This is a genomic window from Rhodococcus sp. GB-02 (assembly GCF_053470465.1).
The window spans coordinates 251806-273175 of record NZ_JBPUKE010000003.1 but is presented as its reverse complement, the minus strand read 5'-3'; the positions used below and the strand labels follow the sequence as shown (position 1 = coordinate 273175).

18 protein-coding genes are annotated in these 21370 nt (G+C 63.5%); 7 read left to right on the top strand and 11 right to left on the bottom strand.

All coding sequences use genetic code 11. The features are described 5' to 3' along the window. Positions 1-265 precede the first annotated feature (265 nt). Genes pgl through tkt form a run of 5 tightly spaced genes read right to left on the bottom strand, consistent with a single transcriptional unit; the run spans position 266 to position 6688 of the window. The gene (pgl, locus tag ACSW29_RS21600) at positions 266-1006 is read right to left on the bottom strand and encodes a 6-phosphogluconolactonase (protein WP_448278261.1); all 741 of its coding nucleotides are present in this window, start codon (positions 1004-1006) and stop codon (positions 266-268) included. Beyond that, positions 999-1907 (bottom strand): glucose-6-phosphate dehydrogenase assembly protein OpcA, encoded by a 909-nt coding sequence (gene opcA, locus ACSW29_RS21595; protein ID WP_095970270.1) that lies wholly within the window; start codon positions 1905-1907, stop codon positions 999-1001. Before opcA ends, pgl begins: the two co-directional genes overlap by 8 nt. After that, positions 1907-3451: a glucose-6-phosphate dehydrogenase gene (zwf, locus tag ACSW29_RS21590; protein WP_448278260.1), complete on the bottom strand. Its 1545-nt coding sequence runs from the start codon at positions 3449-3451 to the stop codon at positions 1907-1909. Before zwf ends, opcA begins: the two co-directional genes overlap by 1 nt. A gap of 4 nt (positions 3452-3455) precedes the next feature. Continuing rightward, positions 3456-4580 (bottom strand): transaldolase, encoded by a 1125-nt coding sequence (gene tal, locus ACSW29_RS21585; RefSeq protein ID WP_039972890.1) that lies wholly within the window; start codon positions 4578-4580, stop codon positions 3456-3458. A 5-nt stretch (positions 4581-4585) separates the two neighbouring features. Then, on the bottom strand, positions 4586-6688 hold the full coding sequence (gene tkt / locus ACSW29_RS21580) for a transketolase (protein WP_317827988.1): 2103 nt from the start codon (positions 6686-6688) through the stop codon (positions 4586-4588). 201 nt (positions 6689-6889) lie between these two features. Here tkt and ACSW29_RS21575 point away from each other — a divergent pair, with 201 nt between their 5' ends. Next, on the top strand, positions 6890-7873 hold the full coding sequence (locus ACSW29_RS21575) for a heme o synthase (RefSeq protein WP_003944994.1): 984 nt from the start codon (positions 6890-6892) through the stop codon (positions 7871-7873). 65 nt (positions 7874-7938) lie between these two features. Here the strand turns inward: ACSW29_RS21575 and ACSW29_RS21570 are convergent, their stop codons facing one another. Further along, positions 7939-8904 carry a quinone oxidoreductase family protein gene (locus ACSW29_RS21570; RefSeq protein WP_317827989.1) on the bottom strand — a complete coding sequence of 322 codons (966 nt, stop codon included), beginning with the start codon at positions 8902-8904 and terminating at the stop codon, positions 7939-7941. 83 nt (positions 8905-8987) lie between these two features. Between ACSW29_RS21570 and ACSW29_RS21565 the strand changes: the two genes are divergently transcribed. Next, positions 8988-9350, top strand: coding sequence for a hypothetical protein (locus ACSW29_RS21565; RefSeq protein ID WP_230815574.1), 363 nt, complete (start codon positions 8988-8990; stop codon positions 9348-9350). Positions 9351-9415: 65 nt separating this feature from the next. Here the strand turns inward: ACSW29_RS21565 and ACSW29_RS21560 are convergent, their stop codons facing one another. The 5 genes from ACSW29_RS21560 to mptB form a co-directional block, all read right to left on the bottom strand. Further along, positions 9416-10390, bottom strand: coding sequence for a COX15/CtaA family protein (locus ACSW29_RS21560; protein WP_448278259.1), 975 nt, complete (start codon positions 10388-10390; stop codon positions 9416-9418). A 124-nt stretch (positions 10391-10514) separates the two neighbouring features. After that, the gene (locus tag ACSW29_RS21555; RefSeq protein WP_448278545.1) at positions 10515-11909 is read right to left on the bottom strand and encodes a hypothetical protein; all 1395 of its coding nucleotides are present in this window, start codon (positions 11907-11909) and stop codon (positions 10515-10517) included. A gap of 47 nt (positions 11910-11956) precedes the next feature. Next, entirely contained in the window at positions 11957-12796 is an 840-nt protein-coding gene (locus ACSW29_RS21550; RefSeq protein ID WP_230815576.1) for an ABC transporter permease, read from the bottom strand. A 14-nt stretch (positions 12797-12810) separates the two neighbouring features. Then, entirely contained in the window at positions 12811-13752 is a 942-nt protein-coding gene (locus tag ACSW29_RS21545) for an ABC transporter ATP-binding protein (protein WP_230815577.1), read from the bottom strand. Continuing rightward, positions 13749-15503: a polyprenol phosphomannose-dependent alpha 1,6 mannosyltransferase MptB gene (mptB, locus tag ACSW29_RS21540; RefSeq protein WP_448278258.1), complete on the bottom strand. Its 1755-nt coding sequence runs from the start codon at positions 15501-15503 to the stop codon at positions 13749-13751. Before mptB ends, ACSW29_RS21545 begins: the two co-directional genes overlap by 4 nt. Positions 15504-15633: 130 nt before the next feature. Here mptB and ACSW29_RS21535 point away from each other — a divergent pair, with 130 nt between their 5' ends. From ACSW29_RS21535 to ACSW29_RS21515, 5 genes are all read left to right on the top strand, one after another. After that, on the top strand, positions 15634-16380 hold the full coding sequence (locus ACSW29_RS21535) for a helix-turn-helix transcriptional regulator (protein ID WP_076948451.1): 747 nt from the start codon (positions 15634-15636) through the stop codon (positions 16378-16380). A 170-nt stretch (positions 16381-16550) separates the two neighbouring features. Beyond that, positions 16551-18011 (top strand): Fe-S cluster assembly protein SufB, encoded by a 1461-nt coding sequence (gene sufB, locus ACSW29_RS21530; RefSeq protein WP_230815580.1) that lies wholly within the window; start codon positions 16551-16553, stop codon positions 18009-18011. Then, entirely contained in the window at positions 18011-19231 is a 1221-nt protein-coding gene (gene sufD, locus ACSW29_RS21525) for a Fe-S cluster assembly protein SufD (protein WP_448278257.1), read from the top strand. Before sufB ends, sufD begins: the two co-directional genes overlap by 1 nt. 61 nt (positions 19232-19292) lie before the next feature. Continuing rightward, the gene (gene sufC / locus ACSW29_RS21520) at positions 19293-20099 is read left to right on the top strand and encodes a Fe-S cluster assembly ATPase SufC (protein WP_003944795.1); all 807 of its coding nucleotides are present in this window, start codon (positions 19293-19295) and stop codon (positions 20097-20099) included. A 5-nt stretch (positions 20100-20104) separates the two neighbouring features. Beyond that, positions 20105-21370 carry a cysteine desulfurase gene (locus tag ACSW29_RS21515; protein ID WP_448278256.1) on the top strand — a complete coding sequence of 422 codons (1266 nt, stop codon included), beginning with the start codon at positions 20105-20107 and terminating at the stop codon, positions 21368-21370.

Below are 21370 nucleotides of genomic sequence, written 5' to 3'. Positions count from 1 at the left end.
CCTTGATCCGCGGCGTCCAAGGTAGTAATTGCTCGGGGGAGCGAAACAGGGGGAGAGATGAATCGTTGTGTCGGGCAGAGTGCCAGTTGGAGGAACGGGATCTCGGGATTGAGTTCCGTTCCGTCAAAAGGAAATTCGCATCTGATCCGGAGTCGGCGGGTAATCGAAACTCGCCCCAGTGAGAAAGTTGTCGACCTTCCACCAGTCCGGGAATCGCCCGAAGACGATTCCCGGCCGGTGTGAAAATCAGATCTGTGAAATCAGATCACGGAAGCTGCGAGGCAGCGTCTGTATCGAGGAACCAACGTGTCGCAACCAAACCGGTGGCTCCGGCGGACGGCCAGTCCTCGGCCGAGGCACCACCAACGGCTTCGGCAACAGCCTCGGCCTTTGCTGCGCCGGAGACGAGCAACCAGACCTCTTTGGCACGCCGAACAGCGGGCAACGTCAGCGTGATGCGAACCGGTGGCGGCTTGGGGGAATCCGTTACCGCGACAACGAACCGTGCTTCTTCTCGAACTGCGTCGGTGTGCGGGAACAACGAGTTGACGTGTCCTTCGCCGCCCATGCCGAGCAGGTGCACGTCGAAGGTCGGAACCTGATTGCCGTGAGCCTGAGCGCCCAGCAGTTGTTCGTACGCCGTCGCCGCACCGTGGGGATCACCGTCGTAGATACCGTCGGACGCGGCCATCGCATGTACCCGGTCGGGATCGACCGATACATGATCGAGGAGCGCCTCACGTGCCTGCACTTCGTTCCGTTCGGGATCGCCGGACGGCAGGAACCGCTCGTCGCCCCAGTACAGATCGATCTGAGACCAGTCGATGTCGCCGGGAGCATTCCGCAACTTCTCGAGAAGTGCAATGCCGGTTCCGCCACCGGTCAGAACGATGGACGCGACTCCTCGAGCCTTCTGAGCCTCGACGATGGTCGTGACCAGGCGTGCGGCAGCAGCATCGACCAGTTGGCCGGCGTCGGAAAACTTCTCTACGACAACATCACTCATAGGTCACCTTCTCCAATCCAGCCAGAGCTTCCTCGTAGATCTCGTCGGGATCGAGTCGACGCAATTCCTCGGCGAGGCAATCGCGTGTCTCTCGGCGACCCAGAGAAACCAGCGCGTCGGGCTGACCGGTACGGATCAACGTCGCAGTCGTACCCTCCTGCGGGCGACTGATGGAAATGCTGCGGGTCTCGAGCTTCAACTCGACCGTCAGCTCACCCGTACGCCGAATGACCGGACCGTCGATCTTGGCCGCCAGCCAACCGGCGAGAATATCCAGTGCCGGTTCGGTTTTGAGACCGGAGACCACTGCGGAGGTGATCTTCTCGTGCGGCGGTTGATCGAGAGCCGACGCAAGCAGCGCGCGCCAGTAGGTGACGCGACTCCAGGCGAGATCGGTATCACCGGCGGTGTACGACGCGAGTCGCCCCTTGATGGTGGCCGTCGGATCGGGGGCACCGGTGGCATCGGTGATGCGCCGTATCGCGAGCCTCCCGACGGGGTCCTTCGCCGGAATCTCGGGTGCCTCGAGGGGCCACCACGCGACTACCGGGGTGTCGGGGAGCAGGAACGGGATGACGACGCTGCTCTCGTGATCCGCCAGCGGACCGTAGAGACGCAGGACCACGACCTCCGAGGCGCCGGCGTCGCCGCCGACACGGATCTGAGCATCGAGCCGAGGCTCACTCTGCTCGTCACCACGCAGAAGCACGATGACGCGGCAAGGGTGCTCGCGGCTGGCTTCGTTGGCGGCCTCGATGGCTTCCTCGGCGTTCCCGGTGTCCCTGGTGCAGACGACGAGCGTCAACACTCGCCCCAAGGTGACAGCGCCGCCGGTCTTACGCACCTCGACCAGTTTCTTGCTGACCTGGACCGTGGTGGTGGACGGCAAATCGAGAATCACTAGGGTCGCCTCCATTCGCGTCCGGTGCGTTGCATCATTTCGTCCGCAGACGGTGGTCCCCACGTTCCGGCCTCGTAGGGTTCCGGCTTACCGCCGGCAGCCCAGTGAACGAGGACGGGATCGAGTATCTCCCAAGATAATTCAACTTCGGCATTCACCGGGAAGAGAGACGGCTCGCCGAGCAACACGTCGAGAATGAGTCGCTCGTACGCCTCCGGTGACGATTCGGTGAAAGCCTGACCGTACGAGAAGTCCATGTTGACGTCACGGACTTCCATGCTCGATCCGGGAACCTTCGAGCCGAACCGCATGGTGACGCCCTCGTCGGGCTGCACGCGGATGACCAGAGCGTTCTGGCCGAGGTCTTCGGTCATCGTCTTGTCGAACGGCAGGTGCGGTGCACGTTTGAACACCACTGCGATCTCGGTGACGCGACGGCCTAGTCGTTTGCCGGTACGCAGGTAGAACGGCACACCCGCCCAGCGGCGGGTGTCGACCTCGAGGGTGATGGCGGCAAAGGTCTCCGTGATGGAGTCCGCTGCGAAGCCGTCTTCTTCGAGGAGCCCGACCACCGGCAGCCCACCCTGCCAGCCGCCCGCGTACTGGCCGCGGGCGGTGGTCTCGTCGAGGGGTTCTGCGAGGCGAGTGGCGGAGAGGACCTTGATCTTCTCCGCCTGCAGGTTCAATGGCTCGAAGCTGATGGGTTCTTCCATCGCCGTGAACGCGAGCAGTTGCAGCAGGTGATTCTGGATCACGTCGCGGGCCGCGCCGATGCCGTCGTAGTATCCGGCGCGTCCGCCGAGCCCGATGTCCTCGGCCATCGTGATCTGAACGTGGTCGACGTAGTGAGCGTTCCAGATCGGATCGAACAACTGGTTCGCGAAGCGCAGAGCCAGGATGTTCTGGACCGTTTCCTTGCCGAGATAGTGGTCGATACGGAAGACCGTGTCCTCGGGGAACACCTTGTTGACGACTGCGTTCAGTTCGCGGGCGCTCGCGAGGTCGTGACCGAACGGCTTCTCGATGACAACGCGTCGCCACTGACCGTCCTCGGCCTGCGCGAGGCCGGAAGCGGACAGCTGTTCGAGGACCTGAGGGAATGCGTTTGGCGGAATCGCGAGGTAGAAGCCGTGATTGCCGCCGATGCCACGCTCGTTGTCGAGCGTCGCCAACGTGTCGGACAGGTTCTGGAAGGCCTCGGCCTCGTCGAAACTGCCCTCCACGAACCGGATGCCTTCGGCGAGCCGCTCCCACACGTCCTGACGGAACTTGGTGCGAGCACCGTCCTTGACTGCTTCGAGGACGACGTTCGTGAAGTCCTCGTCCGTCCAGTCACGCCGGGCGAACCCGACCAGAGCGAATCCGGGCGGCAACAGTCCACGGTTGGCGAGGTCGTAGATGGCGGGCATGAGCTTGCGCCTGGCAAGGTCGCCGGTAACACCGAAAATCACCAGGGCGCAGGGCCCCGCAATGTGCGGAAGCCGTTTGTCGGTGCTGTCCCGAAGGGGATTCACCCAATCTGATGCCGCCGCGGAATCGCTCACAGGCTCAGCTCTTCTGGGTTGCTGCGCGGAGCTGCTCGGCAGTTGCGTCGAGCAACTCGTTCCAGGACACCTCGAACTTGTCGACGCCTTCGGTCTCGAGGACCTTGAACACGTCCGCAAGATCGATTCCGACTGCAGCGAGCTGATCGAAGACCGCCTGTGACTCCTGGGCGGTGCCCGAGATGGTGTCGCCCGTGATCTCACCGTGGTCGGCGAGAGCGTCGAGCGTCTTCTCCGGCATGGTGTTGACAGTGTTGGGTGCAACCAGTTCGGTGACGTAGAGCGTGTCGGGGTAGTCCGGGTTCTTCACGCCGGTCGACGCCCAGAGCGGACGCTGAGCCTTGGCGCCGTCGGCCAGGAGAGCCTGGAAGCGTGGCTGGACCTCGAAGATCTGCTGGTAGGCGTTGTACGCCAGGCGAGCGTTTGCGAGTGCAGCCTTGCCGCGAAGCTCGAGCGCTTCCGGCGTGCCGATTGCCGTGAGGCGGTTGTCGATCTCGGAATCCACGCGGGAGACGAAGAACGAGGCGACCGACTCGATGGACGAGATGTCGCGGCCGGCAGCCTTGGCAGTGTCCAGACCTTCGAGGTATGCGCCCATGACTGCTTCGTAGCGCTCGACCGAGAAGATCAAGGTGACGTTGACGCTGATGCCCTCGCCTATCACCTTGGCGATGGCGGGAATGCCTGCCAGCGTCGCGGGGATCTTGATCAGGACATTCGGGCGATCGACGATCTTGTGCAGCTCGATCGCCTGCGCGACAGTGGCGTCGGTGTCGTGTGCCAGGCGAGGGTCGACCTCGATGGACACGCGGCCGTCGACGCCGTTCGACGCCTCGAACTGCGGAGCCAGGATGTCACACGCAGCGCGCACGTCGTCGGTGGTCACCGCGGTGATGGTGGCGTCGACATCGGCGCCGCGCTGTGCGAGCTCACGGACCTGAGCGTCGTAGGCCGATCCCTTGGAGAGTGCTGCCTGGAAGATCGACGGGTTGGTCGTGACGCCCACGATCGACTTCGTGTCGATCAGGTTCTGCAGGTTGCCGGACTGGATGCGATCTCGCGAGAGGTCGTCGAGCCAGATGGAAACGCCTGCAGCGGAGAGCTTTTCGGTATTCACGTTCTGTGTCATCGAGATCATCCCTTCACAGCTGCGAGGGAGCGCTGCGCGGCTTCTACAGTCGCGTCGGCAGTGATGCCGAACTCCCGGAACAAGGTCTTGTAATCGGCGGAAGCGCCGTAGTGCTCGAGCGAGACGGCCTGACCGGCGTCGCCGAGGATGCGCCACCACGGCATCGCGATGCCGGCTTCGACAGATACGCGCGCGCGGACAGCGGGCGGAATGACTTCGTCGCGGTACGCCTGATCCTGCTCGAGGAACCAGTCGAGGCACGGCACGGAAACAACGCGGGTTGCGACGCCCTGAGCTTCGAGGGTCTCGCGAGCCTCGGTGGCCAGATGCAGTTCGGAACCGGTCGCCAGCAAGATGACCTCCGGCGAACCGTTGGCTGCGTCGACGAGGACGTAAGCGCCGCGCTTGACTCCCTCGGCAGCCTTCTCCTTGGTGCCTTCGAGAACCGGGATGTCCTGGCGGGTGAGTGCCAGAGCCGTCGGGCCCGTCTTGTTCTCGAGTGCTGCCTGCCATGCGAACGAGGTCTCGTTGGCGTCACCCGGGCGAACGACGGCGAGGTTCGGGATCGCACGAAGAGCAGCGAGGTGCTCGACCGGCTGGTGAGTCGGGCCGTCTTCGCCGAGACCGATGGAGTCGTGGGTCCAGACGTAGGTGACGGCCGTCTTCATCAGTGCGGCCAGGCGAACCGCCGGACGCATGTAGTCGGAGAAGACCATGAAGGTTCCGCCGTACGGGCGGGTCGGGCCGTGCAGCGCGATGCCGTTGAGGATCGAGCCCATCGCGTGCTCACGGATACCGAAGTGGAGCGTGCGGCCGTAGGGCTGCGCGTTCCAGTCGTTGGTGGAGATGGAGAAGGGGCCGAACGAATCTGCACCCTTGATGGTGGTGTTGTTGCTGCCTGCGAGGTCGGCGGAGCCGCCCCACAGCTCAGGCAGGATCGGTCCGAGCGCGTTGAGCGCCGAACCGGAGGCCTTACGAGTCGCAACGCCCTTGGCGTCGGCCTCGTAGGTCGGGAGAGCGTCGGCCCAGCCGGCGGGGAATTCGCCGGCGAACAGGCGGTCGAAGAGTTCCTTGCGCTCGGTCTCACGTGCGGCCCACGCGTCGAACTCGACCTGCCATGCCTTGCGTGCGTCGGCGCCGCGGGAGACGACCTCACGGGCGTGAGCCAGAGCGTCGGAGTCGACGTCGAAGGACTTGGCCGGATCGAAGCCGAGGGCTTCCTTGACCGCTGCAACTTCGTCGGCGCCGAGAGCGGAGCCGTGGACGTCGCCGGTGTTCATCTTCTTCGGCGCCGGGAAACCGATGATGGTGCGGAGCAAGATGATGGACGGACGATCGACGACGGCCTTGGCTGCGGCAACCGCGTCGAGGATGCCGGAGACATTCTCGCCACCTTCGACGTGCTGAACGTGCCAGCCGTAGGCCTCGTATCGCTTTCCGACGTCTTCGCCGAGAGCGATGGTGGTGTCGTGCTCGATGGAAATCTTGTTGTCGTCGTAGAAGACGATGAGGTTGCCCAATTCCTGGACACCGGCGAGGGACGAGGCCTCGGACGTGACGCCTTCTTCGATGTCACCGTCGGACGCGATCACGTAGATGTGATGGTCGAAGGGGGAGGAGCCGACCGGGGTCTCCGGATCGAACAGCCCACGCTCACGACGCGCAGCCATCGCCATACCGACTGCGGAGGCGAGGCCCTGGCCCAGCGGACCGGTGGTCATCTCGACGCCGACGGTGTGGCCGACCTCGGGGTGGCCGGGGGTCAGTGCGCCCCACGTGCGGAGAGCTTCGAGGTCTGCAAGCTCGAGACCATAGCCCGACAGGTAGAGCTGGGTGTACAGCGTCAAGGACGAATGACCACAGGAGAGAACGAAGCGGTCACGGCCGACCCATTCTGCATCCGAAGGATCGTGGCGCATGACGCGCTGGAAGAGGGTGTATGCCAACGGCGCCAAGCTCATTGCAGTTCCGGGATGGCCGTTGCCGACCTTCTGAACCGCGTCGGCGGCGAGCACGCGGGCGGTATCGACAGCCTTGGTGTCCAGGTCGGTCCAGTCCGAGGGGTGGACGGGTTGCGTGAGGACGTGGATCTCGTCTGTGATCGACACTGGCAGATGTCTCCTGACATGGTGTACGTGGATTGCGAGGGTGGGGTGTCCCTCCACTGCGTAACCCAGCCTAATGGTCCTGGCTGCCCGGGTCGATTCGGTTCCTCAATGGCTGCGGTCTACCATCGTTCGTAGTAGAGAACAGTGTCAGCAGTGTGTCGTGAAGAGTTAGTGCGGTAACGCGTGGTGCAAGGAGAGAACGTGCGGACAGGGCAACAGCCGAGCGGACATGGCTTCGGCAGCCCAGGTGCCGCCCCGCGGGCGACCAATACCGATACGGTGTGGGGTCGCGCAACGGGCAAGGTTCTGGCTTATATCGCGCTCACGAAGCCGCGAGTAATCGAATTGCTGTTGGTGGCAACCATTCCGGCAATGCTGCTGGCCGATCGCGGAACAGTCGACATCGTTCTGATCCTGAGCACCCTCTTCGGTGGCTGGATGGGCGCGGCGAGTGCGAACTCGCTCAACTGCGTCGTCGACGCCGACATCGACAAGGTCATGAAGCGCACGGCGAAGCGTCCGCTGGCCCGCGAGGCGGTGCCGACGCGTAACGCGCTCGTCTTCGGGCTTCTTCTCGGACTCGCATCGTTCCTGTGGCTGTGGTGGCGAGCCAACCTCCTCGCCGGCATCCTCGTCGTGATCACGATCGCGTTCTACGTCCTCATCTACACGATGGTTCTCAAGCGTCGTACCTGGCAGAACGTCATCTGGGGCGGCGCTGCCGGATGTATGCCCGTGCTCGTCGGCTGGGCAGCTGTCACCGGTTCGCTGAGCTGGCAGCCCGTCGTGCTGTTCCTGATCATCTTCTTCTGGACGCCGCCGCACACCTGGGCACTTGCCATGCGGTACAAAGAAGACTACAAAGCCGCCGGTGTCCCGATGCTTCCGGTGATCGCCACCGAAGAGCACGTCACCAAGCAGATCCTGTTCTACAGCTGGGCAATGGTCGTCACGACGCTTGTCCTCGTGCCCGCCTCGGGCGTCATCTACGCCGCCATCACCATCGTCGCCGGTGCGTGGTTCCTGCTCATGGCCCATCAGCTGTACCGCAGCGTTCGTGGCGGTGCTCAGGTCAAGCCGCTGCGCCTGTTCCTGCAGTCCAACAACTATCTTGCGATCGTTTTCGTCGGCCTCGCTGTCGACTCGGTTCTCGGACTCCAGACGATCAGCGACATGCTCAGCTGAATCAGCTGATTCAGCTGTGCGCCTTTATTAACCGCGGGCGGTTAACAAAGGCGCACAGCACTTCGCTAGGGAATCAGAACGATCGACCCGGTCGTTGCTCGACCTTCCAGATCCCGATGCGCTGTTGCCGCATCGGCGAGGGGATACTCGGCGCCGACGCGAATATCGAGTTTCCCGGCCGCAATGTCATCGAAGACATCGCCGGCACGCCAGGTCAGTTCCTCACGAGTGCGAATGTGATGAGCGAGCGTCGGTCGCGTCAGGAACAGCGAGCCCGACGAATTGAGCCGCTGCGGATCCACCGGCGGAACCGGACCACTGGCTGCACCGAACAATGCGACGGTGCCGCGGATACGCACGGAAGCCAAACTCGAATCAAAAGTTGTTGCGCCGACGCCGTCGTATGCCGCCGCGACGCCTTCGCCGCCGGTGAACTCCCGAACGCGTGCTGCGATGTCCTCGTCGTACCGCAAGACCTCCGAGGCACCGGCGCCACGCGAGAGTTCTTCCTTCGCATCCGATGACACAGTCGTGACGACCTTCGCCCCGAGGCTGACGGCCATCTGGGTCAGGATCAACCCGACGCCGCCCGCGCCCGCGTGCACGAGCACGGTGTCTCCGCTCTGGATCGGATACGTCGACTTCGCGAGGTAGTGCGCCGTCATCCCCTGCAGGAGCGCTGACGCTGCGGCCGATGCCGGGACACCGTCGGGCACTTTCACTGCGACTGCGGCGGGAACAGCCACCTTCTCGGCGTAGCTGCTCGTGGCCGCGGCCCACGCGACACGGTCGCCCACGGCGAATTCGGTGACATCGGAACCGACGGCTTCGACGACACCGCTGCCCTCGTCGCCGGGAATGTAGGGGAGCGGCCGCTTGTACTGGCCCATTCGGAAGTACGTGTCGATGAAATTGATGCCGATCGCTTCGGTACGGACGAGTAGATCGCCTGGGCCCGGTGTCGGTTCGGGTTGATCGGTCAGAGTCAGAACCTCTGGTCCGCCGGTCTCGGTCACGTAGATGGCTCGCATGGTTTCTGTTCTACACCCGCGGCGACCGAGCCTCAGTCCATGCCTGGTGTCGCTTCCGGGCTACCGACCAGTATTGTCGAGTCATGAGCACCGATACAGAGAAGTCGGACGCCACCCCGTCCGCGCCGGAACTGCCGAAGTCCACGGTGAATGCCATCACCAAGTTCGTCGCCGAGCACGGCGGAACCGCCAGCGCCGTCATCCAGCCAGTCGGCGTTGCCGGCGTTCGCATCACTCTCGTGGGTGCCGACGGCATCCTCGGTGACCAGGTCGTCGAGGACCTCGCCACGGCCAATGCCGTCGTCGCATCCTTCGACAACGTCACCGTTGCCGAGTGGGAGCGCGAGCTGACGAGCATCGTCACCCCGCAGGAAGGCCACTTCAAGAAGATGGCCGGTTGGGTTGCCAATCAGACTCGGTTCCCGAAAGCACGCAACGAATCCTGAAATGACGTGTGGGGCGGTAGGAACACATTTCGGTGTTCCTGCCGCCCCACACGTGTCTTCAAGCGTCAGACAGCTGGTATCGGCGAGCCGACCGGCGTGAACTGGCGCGTCTTGCCCGCGGCCCAAACTGCTGCCGTCGCAGCCGTGCACAGTCCAGCACCAGCGACATGCATGATCACCAGAACTTCAGGCACATCGGTGAAGTACTGCACGACGCCGATGAGTGACTGCGCGAGAATCAGTCCCAGGAGAACCTTCAAGCGGAGCTTCACGGCCGCTGACGTTCCGACCGCATACAGGCCGAAGGTCAGTCCCACGACCAGCGCGAGGTATCCGACCAGCAGCTGCGAGTGCAGATGAACCAGTGTTACGATCTCGACCTCGAGGCGAGGCACCGTGCGTTCCAGTCCCTTGTCGCCCGCGTGCGGGCCTGCACCTGTCACCAGAGTTCCGGCGACCAGTACGCCGGCGAGCGCCACTCCGGACAGCACGGTAAGCCAGCGCAGCGGCTTCGGCATCACGATCAGAGTTGTTGCCTCGTCGGGTTCGGCGATCTTCGCGTACATCACCGTGGCAACCCAGACCATCAACATCGACGCCACCAGGTGGATTGCGACCGTCCACCACAGGAGACCTGTGAGGACGGTGATACCGCCGATCACTGCCTGAACGACAGTGCCGAGCGGCATCATCCAGGCGTAGACAAGCACCTCTTTGCGTCGGCGAGCGCGAGTCACCGCGAGCACGATTGCGGCAGCGACGATCACAACCAGGAACGTGAGTAGGCGGTTGCCGAACTCGACGGCTTGATGAATGACCGCGACCTGTCCGTGGCCGACCGGGACAAAGCTACCGGGGAAGCACTGCGGCCACGTCGGGCAACCGAGCCCCGAGTCCGTCACGCGAACCACCGCACCGGTGACAGCGATACCGCCCTGCGTCAGGATCACGATGAACGCGATGATCTTCTGCGTTTTCAGCGAGGGGAGAGGTAGTCGATCCACCAAGCGCAAAAATCCGGCATACACACGATTCACCACGCCAACGATCGTAGTTCCCCATCAACTACACAGTGTCGTTGGGGCCAGCTCGCTCCGCGCCTGCCCCGCGTCGTTGGGGCCAGCTCGCTCCGCGCCTGCCCCGCGTCGTTGGGGCCAGCTCGCGTCAGTTCGCGCTAACCCGCACGATTCCCGAGATCGTGCCCTGGAAGTACTCGCCGGACTCGGTGATGAGTGCAGACATCTGAAGGGTGTCGTTGAGGATGGTCGACGGCAGGGGAGTCGAACCGATCTGCGACCCGTCCTTCGAGTCGATCACCGCGAACGAGTAACCGTCCAACGGAGAGGTGTTCGGAGCACCGTCCCGTGTCACGGTGTAAATCGAGCTGTCAGCCGTCGAGAGGTGGGGTACCGCGGAGCTGCGAATCGTGTTGTCCCACACGACATGGCAGCCGACCGGGTCGATGTCGACGCGGGTCATGCCGCCGTTGAAGGGTGCCGTGGCGGGGACAGCTGGGCCGGCGCCTTCAGGAGTCGTGGGGTACGGGTATCCGTAGGTGCCGGCGACGTAGACGGAATGACCGATGCCGACGGGGGAGTTCTCGCTGCCGCTCGGTGAGCCGTCCTGGCTGGCAGCGGACAACACCGGCTGCGTGCACACCTCGGTGCCCGTGTCAGCGCGATAGACGTGCAAGCTCACTGTCGGGTGGGCGTTGTCGACGATGGTCAAGAAATCGCTGCCCGTCGACGGGCCGAAGTACGTCGGAGTCGATCCGGTTCCCCAGCTGAGCTGACCCGGATTACGGGCCGGCCCGCGGTCGTACGGCTGACGCCAGTCGATGACGACCTCGTCGCCGTTTCGCTTCAGTTGGTAGAGCGCGTGGGTAGTTGCGACGGCAGTGCCCGTCGGGGAGGTGGAGATGCTGTTCTGCACCTGTTCACCTTCGGGGAGCGCAATGCTGTGCGCGATTCGATCCGTGCCGACATACCCGACGGTGCCGTGCCCCGTGGCGAACCAGACATTGCCGTCCCAATCCGGGGCGAGGCCGGTGACGTTGTCGTCGGCGGCAACCGCACCGCTGAGATCGACTACATCGGCGAGTTCCAGCCGCCAACTGCCGTCCGGATTCTGCGCATGGGAAATGCGGACCAGTTGACGGTTGCCGTCGACGGCGACGAGACGGTTCTCGTTGTCGAGGTAGGCGTAGACGCCGCCGAGGAGGCTGCCCTTCGCGAGCGGCAGTTGCGCGACCGACCGGCCCAACGGCGTGGCGTCGGCCTTCGGATCGATCAAATGGATGGTCGGGATCTGGCCGATCATCGTTGTGCAGAGTGAGACGACCATGCCGTCGGAACCCTGGAGGACCGTCGGGCAGGCGGCCATCATCGGGAAAGCTGTCACCTCGTGTGGGCCGGTTCCTGGACCAGGCAGCGGAGTGACGTCGGACGAGCCCGCGTCACCGTGCATGGTGGAAGTACCGACGGGACCGAGGTACGGATTTGCAGGTGCGAGTGGACCGGACACCGAGGGAGTCGCCGTTGCGGGTCCGGCACACAACATCACTGTTGCGGCCACACAGCCGACGATCTGAGCTGTCCGTCGTGTACTCACGTGAACTTGAACCACCTTGCTGCGCAGACACCGGCCACCACAGCCCAGATGAGAAGTACGAGAATCGAGAACCAGTCCATCGAGGTGTCGAGGGCCGCTTCTAGAGCGTGTGCGAGAGCACCGGACGGAACTATGCGCACAAGCGTGTGAACAGCGGTCGGAAGTTCGCCACTGGCGAAGACCACACTGCCGATGCCCACCATGATGAACCACAAGACGTTGGCGAGAGCTAGAACGATCTCCGCACGCAAAGTGCCGCCGAGCAGCAGTCCCAGCGCTGCAAACGTGACAGTACCGATGGCAATGACCACTGCGCCGAGTACCAGTTCGGCGAACGACGGACGCCACCCCAACGCCAAACCGATAGCGCCGAGCAGCAATGCCTGCAGTGCCACGACGATGATGACGGCAGCGCTCTTACCGGCGATGATTCCCCACCGCGGTAGCGGCGTTGCACCGAGTCGTTTGAGCGCGCCGTATCGGCGATCGAATCCGACGGCAATGGCCTGTCCGGTGAACGCCGTCGACATCACGGCAACCATCATGACACCAGGGAGCACGGTATCGACCCGAGAATCACCCAAATCGCCGATCGGAAGTAGGCACAGTCCGATGAGCAGGGTGATCGGGATGAACATGGTCAGCAGCAATTGCTCACCGTTGCGGAGCAGAAGAGTCAGTTCCAGTTTGGTCTGCGCCGCCAGCATTTCGGCCGCCGAACTGGGACGGGGATCCGGCGAGAAAGTGCCTGGCTCGAAGCGGTTCTCGGCGAGCCGGCGTTCCCTGGCTCCGTTGGCAGTCCCACTGTTCTGGCCGCTCGCTGCTGTTTCGTTCATGACCTTGATCTCCGTCATCCCCTCAGTTCCCGGCCCGTCAATTCGAGGAAGACGTCTTCCAGACTCCGTTGATCGACGCGGATGTCGTTGATCAGCACTTCCTGATCGGCACACCACGTCGCGACAGTCGCCACAGTTGCCGGATCGATTGCACCTTCGACGACGTAGGTGCCGGGGTTGGATTCTTCGACGCGGAACCCGGCGAGGGAGCCGACCAGCGAGTCGAGGCTCAAACCGGGAACCGTCGTCAGGCGGAGTTGTCCTTCGGCGCCCTTGCTGGTGACCTCGGCGGGCGTTCCCGACGCGACGATTTTGCCGTGATCGATGATGACCAGTTCGTCGGCGAGCGCTTCGGCCTCGTCCATGAGGTGCGTGGTGAGCAGGACGCTGACGCCGTCGCGGCGCAGAGCGTCGATGAGTTCCCACACGAGTAGACGTGCCTGAGCGTCGAGTCCAGCGGTGGGTTCGTCGAGAAATACCAACTCGGGACGGCCGACAAGTGCGCACGCCAGAGACAGTCGTTGCTGCTGGCCGCCGGAAAGGCGACGGTAGGGCGTCTTGCGCGCATCGGTGAGGCCGAGTTTGGAAAGGAGCCAGGTGGGATCGAGTGGGTCGGCCGAGTATGCGGCGACGAGGTCGAGCATTTCTCCGGCCTTGGACCCGGGGTACGCTCCGCCGCCCTGCAGCATGACGCCGATTCGCGAGCGGACTTCACCGGAGTCGGCGATGGGGTCGAGACCGAGCACTCGAACGGTGCCGGCATCGGGGGTGACAAACCCTTCGCACATCTCGACGGTGGTTGTCTTACCAGCTCCGTTGGGGCCGAGCAGGGCAACGACCTGGGCCGTCTCGACAGTGAGATCGATACCGTCGACGGCTCGAACACCGTCGAAGGACTTGACGACACCCTGAATCTGTACCGCCGGCGTCGACGATCTGGAAGCTCTCGAGGTCACGGGGAATCAGCGTAAGCCCCCGCCGAGTTGTCTTCGTCTACCGGTCCGCCTTTCGTGATCTCCGCTACTGGCTTGTCGCTACGCCAGGGGAGTGAATTGCGGGTGAAGACGATGAGCGTTCCGGCGGTGAGGATGGTCGCGATGACGGCCTGCACGATCATGAACGGAAGGTATTCGGCGCCGTTGGACATCAACATGACGCTGACGATCGAAGTGAAGACCACGGCGGGGATGCGGAAAATTGGCGCGGTGGCCCAAGCTGCGAGCGGAAGTATCGCCCACAGCAGGTACCAGGGCTGAACGACGGGGAACAGAAGAACGATCGCGCCGAGGGCGATGCCGAGTCCACCGACCGGGTGAATGCGACCCATGTATACCGAGATCATCATCCGCGCGGTGATGAGCATCGCGACGAGATACGCGATGGGACGCGTGATCGTGAGGATCGCGGTGGTGTGATCACCGAGTCCGAGTAGTACGCCGGCCAATCCCGTGCCGACGCCCAGGAGCGTCGGGATGGACATCCAACTCCGCACCGCTGTTGCGGTACCGAGCGTGTTGATCCAACCCATGCCGAGCCCACTGGCCACGCTGATGACGAACGTGACGACGGCGGCAACGATGCCCAGAAGAATCGCGGCTCCCGCCAGGGCTTTCCAGGTTCCACCCCAACGCCGGGCCAAGGCCATGCCGACAAATCCCAGTGCAAGCAAAGACGGAATCTTGACCGTCGAGGACAACGCGATCAACCCGGATCCTGCGACGAGATAGAACAGTGCTTGCCCACGGATGGGCTCGGACCCTTCGACTGCCCGGAGGGCGATCTCGATTCCGGCGAGCATCAACCCGAGCATGAGAGCTTCGTTATGGATGCCGGCCACCAGGTGGAAGAGCAGCAGCGGGTTCGCGGCACCGAGCCAGAGTGAACTGACGGCGGAGACGCCGCATCGCTTGGCCAGTCGGGGTATCGCCCACACGATGAGCGCAACGCCGGCCAATGCGAGCAGGCGGTGCAAGAAGATTCCGGCAACGATGTTGTCGCCGGTCAGTGAGCTGATCCCGCGTCCCAGCCAAAGGAAGAACGGTCCGTACGGAGCCGGCGTGTCGCGCCAGATCGTCGGAACCGTGCGGGTGAGAACGTGGTCGACGCCCAGCGCCGCCTTGGGGCCGATGGCGTACGGATCGAGTCCGCGGGCCGCGATTTCGCTTTGTGCCAGATACGAGTAGACGTCGCGGCTGAACATCGGCGGTGCGACGGAGAGCGGCAGGATCCAGAGCAGGAGTGTGCGGTCCAACTGAGAGCGGGTCATGCGCCGCGGTGCGCCGGATCGGCTGCGTATGTCTCCGACGGCGAATCGGCCCATCATCAGCCAGGCGAGAACGACGAGCACCGTTCCGGTCATCGTCATGGTGAGCGAGACCGTCGGCATACGTCCGGGAAGGCTGAGGACTCGAAGGCCCGCGGTCGGATTCTGCAGGACGGGTTGTGCGCCGGCGCCGAGCGCGCCCACTGCCATCAATACCGCGCCGGTTGCGCCGAATCTGCGGATCCCTCGCAGTTGCGCGGTTTCCTTCTCGTTCAGGCCCGGGCGCTCACTTTCGTCGCCGTGCAACACGGCGGCCATACTCTGCCGGGGAGCGGAACCGAAAGGCCGAACGCCGATCGTGGAAAGCGCGAGTGCCTTGGGTTTGTCCAGCAGGATCGCGCGCGCCGATCGCGCGGTCGTCGTCTTCTCGGGGGTCTGCGGCACACCAGGCAGCGTAGCGGCTCCATCCAGCCGGACAGACAAGCACAAACAACGTGCGTTGTCCGGATATTCCCGAATGTAATGCAGGTTGCCCTTAGTAGACCTGCGAAAAGAATTCGGTCACACTTGTGTTGTGAAAAGAAATGCGTCAGACCCTCGAAGCAAGGAAGTTGCAGGTCAGCCCACTGTAGCGACCTCGCCGAGTGCTGCCGCAAATCCGGTGACGGTGAGCGTCGAAGGCCAGACCCGGGCCGCAGTGGTCAAGCTGCTACTCGAAGAAGGCCCCATTACGGCCTCCGAAATCGGCACGCGCCTCGGTTTGAGTGCCGCAGGTGTCCGACGTCACTTGGACGCGTTGATCGAGTCCGGTGAAGCCCGAACGGCTTCGGCGGCGTCGCTGCGCCAGCGCGGACGCGGTCGACCTGCCAAGCAGTTCCAGATCACCGCGACCGGTCGCGGGCGCCTCGGCCATACCTACGACGATCTGGCGGGAGCCGCGATGCGGCAACTCCGCGAAATCGGCGGGGACGCGGCAATCGAGGAGTTCGCCAAGCGTCGGGTTCAGGCGATCGTCGGAGACGTCGAACCGGCTGATCCGACAGATGTGGACAACGTCGAGGCGACAGCGGACGCAATCGCCGAAGCCTTCAATGCGGTGGGGTTCGCAGCGTCGACCCGGCCGGTCGGCAACGGCGTGCAGATCTGCCAACATCACTGCCCGGTTTCCCATGTGGCAGAAGAGTTTCCGGAACTGTGCGAGGCGGAGCAGCAAGCATTCCGGCAGTTGCTCGGAACGCATGTCCAGCGTCTGGCGACCATCGCCAACGGTGACTGCGCCTGCACGACGCACGTGCCCCTCGTGTCCACCGGGAGTAGATGACCGGACCACAGTGTTCTACAGAGCGTTGTTCTACTGAGCGTTACCTCAGAGCAGCGTTCGAATAGAGATTTTTCAGCTAGTTCTTCAAAGTCAGAACTGCTCGACCGCAGCGACCAGCCCTCGCTGAGACCGAGCAGCCGTCAAGAAACAAGACTCCGGAAGGAGCTCGCATGACCGTCACATCAGACCAGGCGACTACCACTGCAGCTGCAGGCACCGAGCCGCTCACGCAGGAAGAGACCATCGCGTCCCTCGGTCATTACGGCTACGGCTGGTCCGATTCCGACGAAGCCGGAGCCAGCGCGCAGCGCGGACTCTCCGAGGCTGTCGTGCGGGACATCTCCGCGAAGAAGAGCGAGCCGGAGTGGATGCTCGACATCCGACTCAAGGCTCTGCGCACCTTCGACAAGAAGCCGATGCCGAACTGGGGCTCCGACCTCGAAGGCATCCACTTCGACAACATCAAGTACTTCGTGCGCTCGAGCGAGAAGCAGGCCGAGTCCTGGGAAGACCTGCCCGAGGACATCAAGAACACGTACGACAAGCTCGGCATCCCCGAGGCAGAGAAGCAGCGCCTCGTAGCCGGCGTCGCAGCTCAGTACGAGTCCGAGGTCGTCTACCACTCGATCCGTGAGGATCTCGAGGAGCAGGGCGTCATCTTCCTCGACACCGACACCGGCCTCAAGACGCACCCGGAGCTGTTCAAGGAGTACTTCGGATCGGTCATCCCGGCCGGTGACAACAAGTTCTCCGCGCTGAACACCGCCGTGTGGTCGGGCGGCTCGTTCATCTACGTTCCGCCGGGAGTCCACGTTGACATCCCGCTGCAGGCGTACTTCCGCATCAACACCGAGAACATGGGTCAGTTCGAGCGCACCCTGATCATCGTCGACGAAGATGCCTCCGTGCACTACGTCGAAGGTTGCACCGCGCCGATCTACAAGTCCGATTCACTGCACTCGGCCGTAGTCGAGATCATCGTGAAGAAGGGCGGCCACTGCCGCTACACGACCATCCAGAACTGGTCCAACAACGTCTACAATCTGGTGACCAAGCGCACCAAGGTCGAAGCCGGTGGATCGATGGAGTGGGTGGACGGCAACATCGGTTCCAAGGTCACCATGAAGTACCCGGCCGTCTGGCTGATGGGTGAGTACGCCCGCGGTGAGGTTCTGTCCGTTGCGTTCTCCGGCGAGGGTCAGCACCAGGACACCGGCGCCAAAATGCTTCACCTCGCGCCGCACACGTCCTCGACCATCATCAGCAAGTCTGTCGCCCGTGGCGGTGGACGTGCGTCGTACCGCGGTCTGGTGCAGGTCAACAAGGGTGCCCACGGCTCGAAGTCGACCGTCAAGTGTGACGCTCTGCTCGTCGACCAGATCAGCCGCAGCGACACCTACCCGTACGTCGACATCCGCGAGGACGACGTCACCATGGGTCACGAGGCCACGGTTTCCAAGGTCAGCGACGATCAGCTCTTCTACCTGATGAGCCGCGGACTGACCGAGGACGAGGCGATGGCCACCATCGTGCGTGGATTCGTCGAGCCCATCGCGAAGGAACTCCCGATGGAGTACGCGCTCGAGCTCAACCGCCTTATCGAACTTCAGATGGAAGGGGCTGTGGGTTAGTGACCACGCCAGAGACCGGAGTCATCGGAGCTGTTGCCGGGGAGAACCCGACCGCTCCAGTAAAGGGTGCAGCCACCGGCTCGCCCATCACGAACAAGGGTGAGCAGTTCTCCTCGTTCGACGTCAATGCATTCGAGGTCCCGGGCGGACGTGACGAGATCTGGCGGTTCACCCCGCTGCGTCGTCTGCGTGGATTGCACGACGGCAGCGCAGTTGCCAACGCTCAGGTCACCGTCGAGGTCGACGGCGGAAGCGACATCACCGTCGAGACCGTCGGCCGTGACGACGCACGTCTGGGCAAAGCCGGCGTTCCCGCTGATCGCATTGCAGCGCAGGCGTATTCGAGCTTCGAGACGGCAACGGTCATCTCGGTTGGCGCCGAGGTCGAGGTCGAGAAGCCTGTCGTGGTCACCATGACCGGCCCCGGAGTCGACAACGTCGCCTACGGACACACCCAGATTCGTCTGGCGCAGTTCGCCAAGGCGACGTTCGTGATCGACCAGCGCGGCAGCGGAACCTTCGCGGAGAACATCGAATTCGTTCTCGGTGACAGTTCGCAGCTGACCGTGGTGGCCATCCAGGACTGGGCGGACGACGCAGTTCACGTGACGTCACACCACGCTCGCCTGAACCGCGACGCAGTGCTTCGATACACCTCGATCAGCCTGGGCGGCGACCTGGTGCGCCTGTCCGCCACCGTCAAGTACGACGGACCGGGCGGCGACGCCGAACTGCTCGGCCTGTACTTCGCCGACGCCGGCCAGCATCTGGAACAGCGTCTGCTGGTGGATCATTCGCAGCCCAACTGCAAGTCCAACGTGGTCTACAAGGGTGCGCTTCAGGGAGATCCCGGATCCGGTAAGCCCGACGCGCACACCGTGTGGATCGGCGACGTTCTCATCCGCGCCGCAGCGGAGGGCACCGACACGTTCGAGCTCAACCGCAACCTGGTGCTGACCGACGGCGCCCGCGCCGACTCGGTTCCGAACCTCGAAATCGAAACCGGCGAGATCGTCGGGGCCGGCCACGCAAGTGCAACGGGACGTTTCGACGACGAGCAGCTGTTCTACCTGCGTGCTCGTGGTATCCCGGAGGATCAGGCTCGTCGTCTGGTCGTACGTGGGTTCTTCCACGAAATCATCAACAAGATCGCTGTTCCCGAGGTGCGCGATCGCCTCGAAGCCGCAGTCGAAGCCGAACTCGCAGCCGTCGGCTCCTGACCGCCCCGCCTGCGACACCACCCCGTCGCTACGCTCGCCCGCCTCATCTTGAAGGAATTTCATGTCTACCAGTGACAACACCACCACCTCGGTCCTCGAGGTTCGTGACCTGCACGTCGAGGTCGCCAACTCCGATGCCAACGCCGAGCCCATCCAGATCCTCAAGGGCGTCGACCTGACGGTCCGCTCGGGGGAGACCCACGCGATCATGGGCCCCAACGGCTCCGGCAAGTCGACTCTGTCGTACGCCATCGCCGGTCACCCCAAGTACCAGGTCACGTCCGGCTCCATCACCCTCAACGGTGAAGACGTCCTCGCAATGAGCGTCGACGAGCGTGCACGTGCCGGGCTCTTCCTGGCAATGCAGTACCCCGTCGAGGTTCCCGGCGTTTCCATGTCCAACTTCCTGCGCACCGCCGCTACGGCTGTGCGAGGCGAGGCTCCCAAGCTGCGCCACTGGGTCAAGGAAGTCAAGGAAGCCCTCAGCGAGCTCGAGATCGATCCCTCGTTCATCGAGCGCTCGGTCAACGAAGGCTTCTCCGGTGGCGAGAAGAAGCGCCACGAGATCCTGCAGTTGGGCATGCTCAAGCCGAAGATCGCGATCCTCGACGAGACCGACTCCGGCCTCGACGTCGACGCTCTGCGCACCGTCTCCGAAGGCGTCAACCGCTACAAGGAGCGCGAGAACGGCGGCGTTCTGCTGATCACGCACTACACGCGCATTCTGCGCTACATCAACCCCGACTTCGTTCACGTGTTCGTCGGTGGCCGCATCGTCGAGTCCGGTGGACCGGAGCTGGCCGACGAGCTCGAGACCAACGGCTACGTTCGTTTCACCGCGGACACCGCAGCTACCCAGGGAGCGTAATCACGATGACCACCTCGGTGCGCGAGCTCGACGTCACAGCGGTTCGGGCCGACTTCCCGATCCTGGCGCGAACCGTGCGCGACGGAAAACCTTTGGTGTACTTGGATTCCGGCGCTACCTCGCAGCGACCGGTCCAGGTTCTCGATGCCGAACGGGACTTCCTGACCACGTGTAACGCGGCAGTACACCGTGGTGCTCATCAGCTCGCAGAAGAGGCGACGGACGCGTACGAGAATGCTCGCGCCACCATCGCTTCCTTCGTGGGTGCGGATTCGGACGAGTTGGTGTTCACCAAGAACGCCACCGAGGCCCTGAATCTGGTGACCTACGTTCTCGGTGACGATCGCTTCGACCGCCACGTCGGTCCTGGCGACGAAATCGTCATCACCGAACTCGAACACCACGCCAACCTCGTTCCCTGGCAGGAACTTGCGCGCCGAACCGGCGCGACCCTCAAGTGGTACGGCGTCACCGACGACGGCCGGATCGATCTCGATTCGCTGGAGTTGACGGACACGGTGAAGGTTGTTTCGTTCACCCACCAGTCCAACGTGACGGGTGCGATCGCACCGGTTGAGGAATTGGTGCGACGAGCACGCGCCGTCGGTGCACTCGTCGTGCTCGACGCGTGCCAGTCGGTGCCTCACATGGCAGTCGACTTCCACGAACTGGGAGTGGATTACGCGGCTTTCTCCGGCCACAAGATGCTCGGCCCTTCGGGTGTCGGAGTTCTGTACGGCCGTCGTGAGCTGCTGGCAGCGATGCCTCCGTTCATCACCGGCGGCTCGATGATCGAGACGGTCACCATGGAGGTCAGCACCTACGCGCCGCCGCCTCAGCGTTTCGAGGCCGGCGTACCGATGACCTCGCAGGTGGTCGGACTGGGCGCTGCCGTGGATTACCTGAACACCTTCGGGATGGACGCCGTCGCCGCGCACGAGCACGTGTTGGTGGAAGATGCTCTCGAAAAGTTGTCGGCGATCGAAGGTCTGCGCATCATCGGACCGCAGACGTCCGAGGACCGCGGCGGAGCGATTTCCTTTGTCGTGGACGGTATTCACGCCCACGACCTCGGACAGATCCTCGACGACGAGGGCGTCGCGATCCGTGTCGGACACCATTGTGCGTGGCCGCTGCATCGTAAGTTCGGTGTTGCTGCGACGGCCCGTGCGTCGTTTGCGCTCTACAACACCACCTCGGAAATCGATGTTCTCGTTGCAGCGATCAAGCGTGCGCAGGAATTTTTCGGTGTCGCAGGGGAGTTGAACTGA

Bases quoted from the DNA above. Each gene is read 5' to 3' on its own strand.
- pgl (WP_448278261.1), bottom strand. From the start codon at position 1,006: ATGAGTGATGTTGTCGTAGAGAAGTTTTCCGACGCCGGCCAACTGGTC.
- tal (WP_039972890.1), bottom strand. From the start codon at position 4,580: ATGACACAGAACGTGAATACCGAAAAGCTCTCCGCTGCAGGCGTTTCC.
- ACSW29_RS21570 (WP_317827989.1), bottom strand. From the start codon at position 8,904: ATGCGAGCCATCTACGTGACCGAGACCGGCGGACCAGAGGTTCTGACT.
- ACSW29_RS21565 (WP_230815574.1), top strand. From the start codon at position 8,988: ATGAGCACCGATACAGAGAAGTCGGACGCCACCCCGTCCGCGCCGGAA.
- ACSW29_RS21555 (WP_448278545.1), bottom strand. From the start codon at position 11,909: ATGTTGTGTGCCGGACCCGCAACGGCGACTCCCTCGGTGTCCGGTCCA.
- ACSW29_RS21550 (WP_230815576.1), bottom strand. From the start codon at position 12,796: ATGAACGAAACAGCAGCGAGCGGCCAGAACAGTGGGACTGCCAACGGA.
- sufB (WP_230815580.1), top strand. From the start codon at position 16,551: ATGACCGTCACATCAGACCAGGCGACTACCACTGCAGCTGCAGGCACC.
- sufC (WP_003944795.1), top strand. From the start codon at position 19,293: ATGTCTACCAGTGACAACACCACCACCTCGGTCCTCGAGGTTCGTGAC.
- ACSW29_RS21515 (WP_448278256.1), top strand. From the start codon at position 20,105: ATGACCACCTCGGTGCGCGAGCTCGACGTCACAGCGGTTCGGGCCGAC.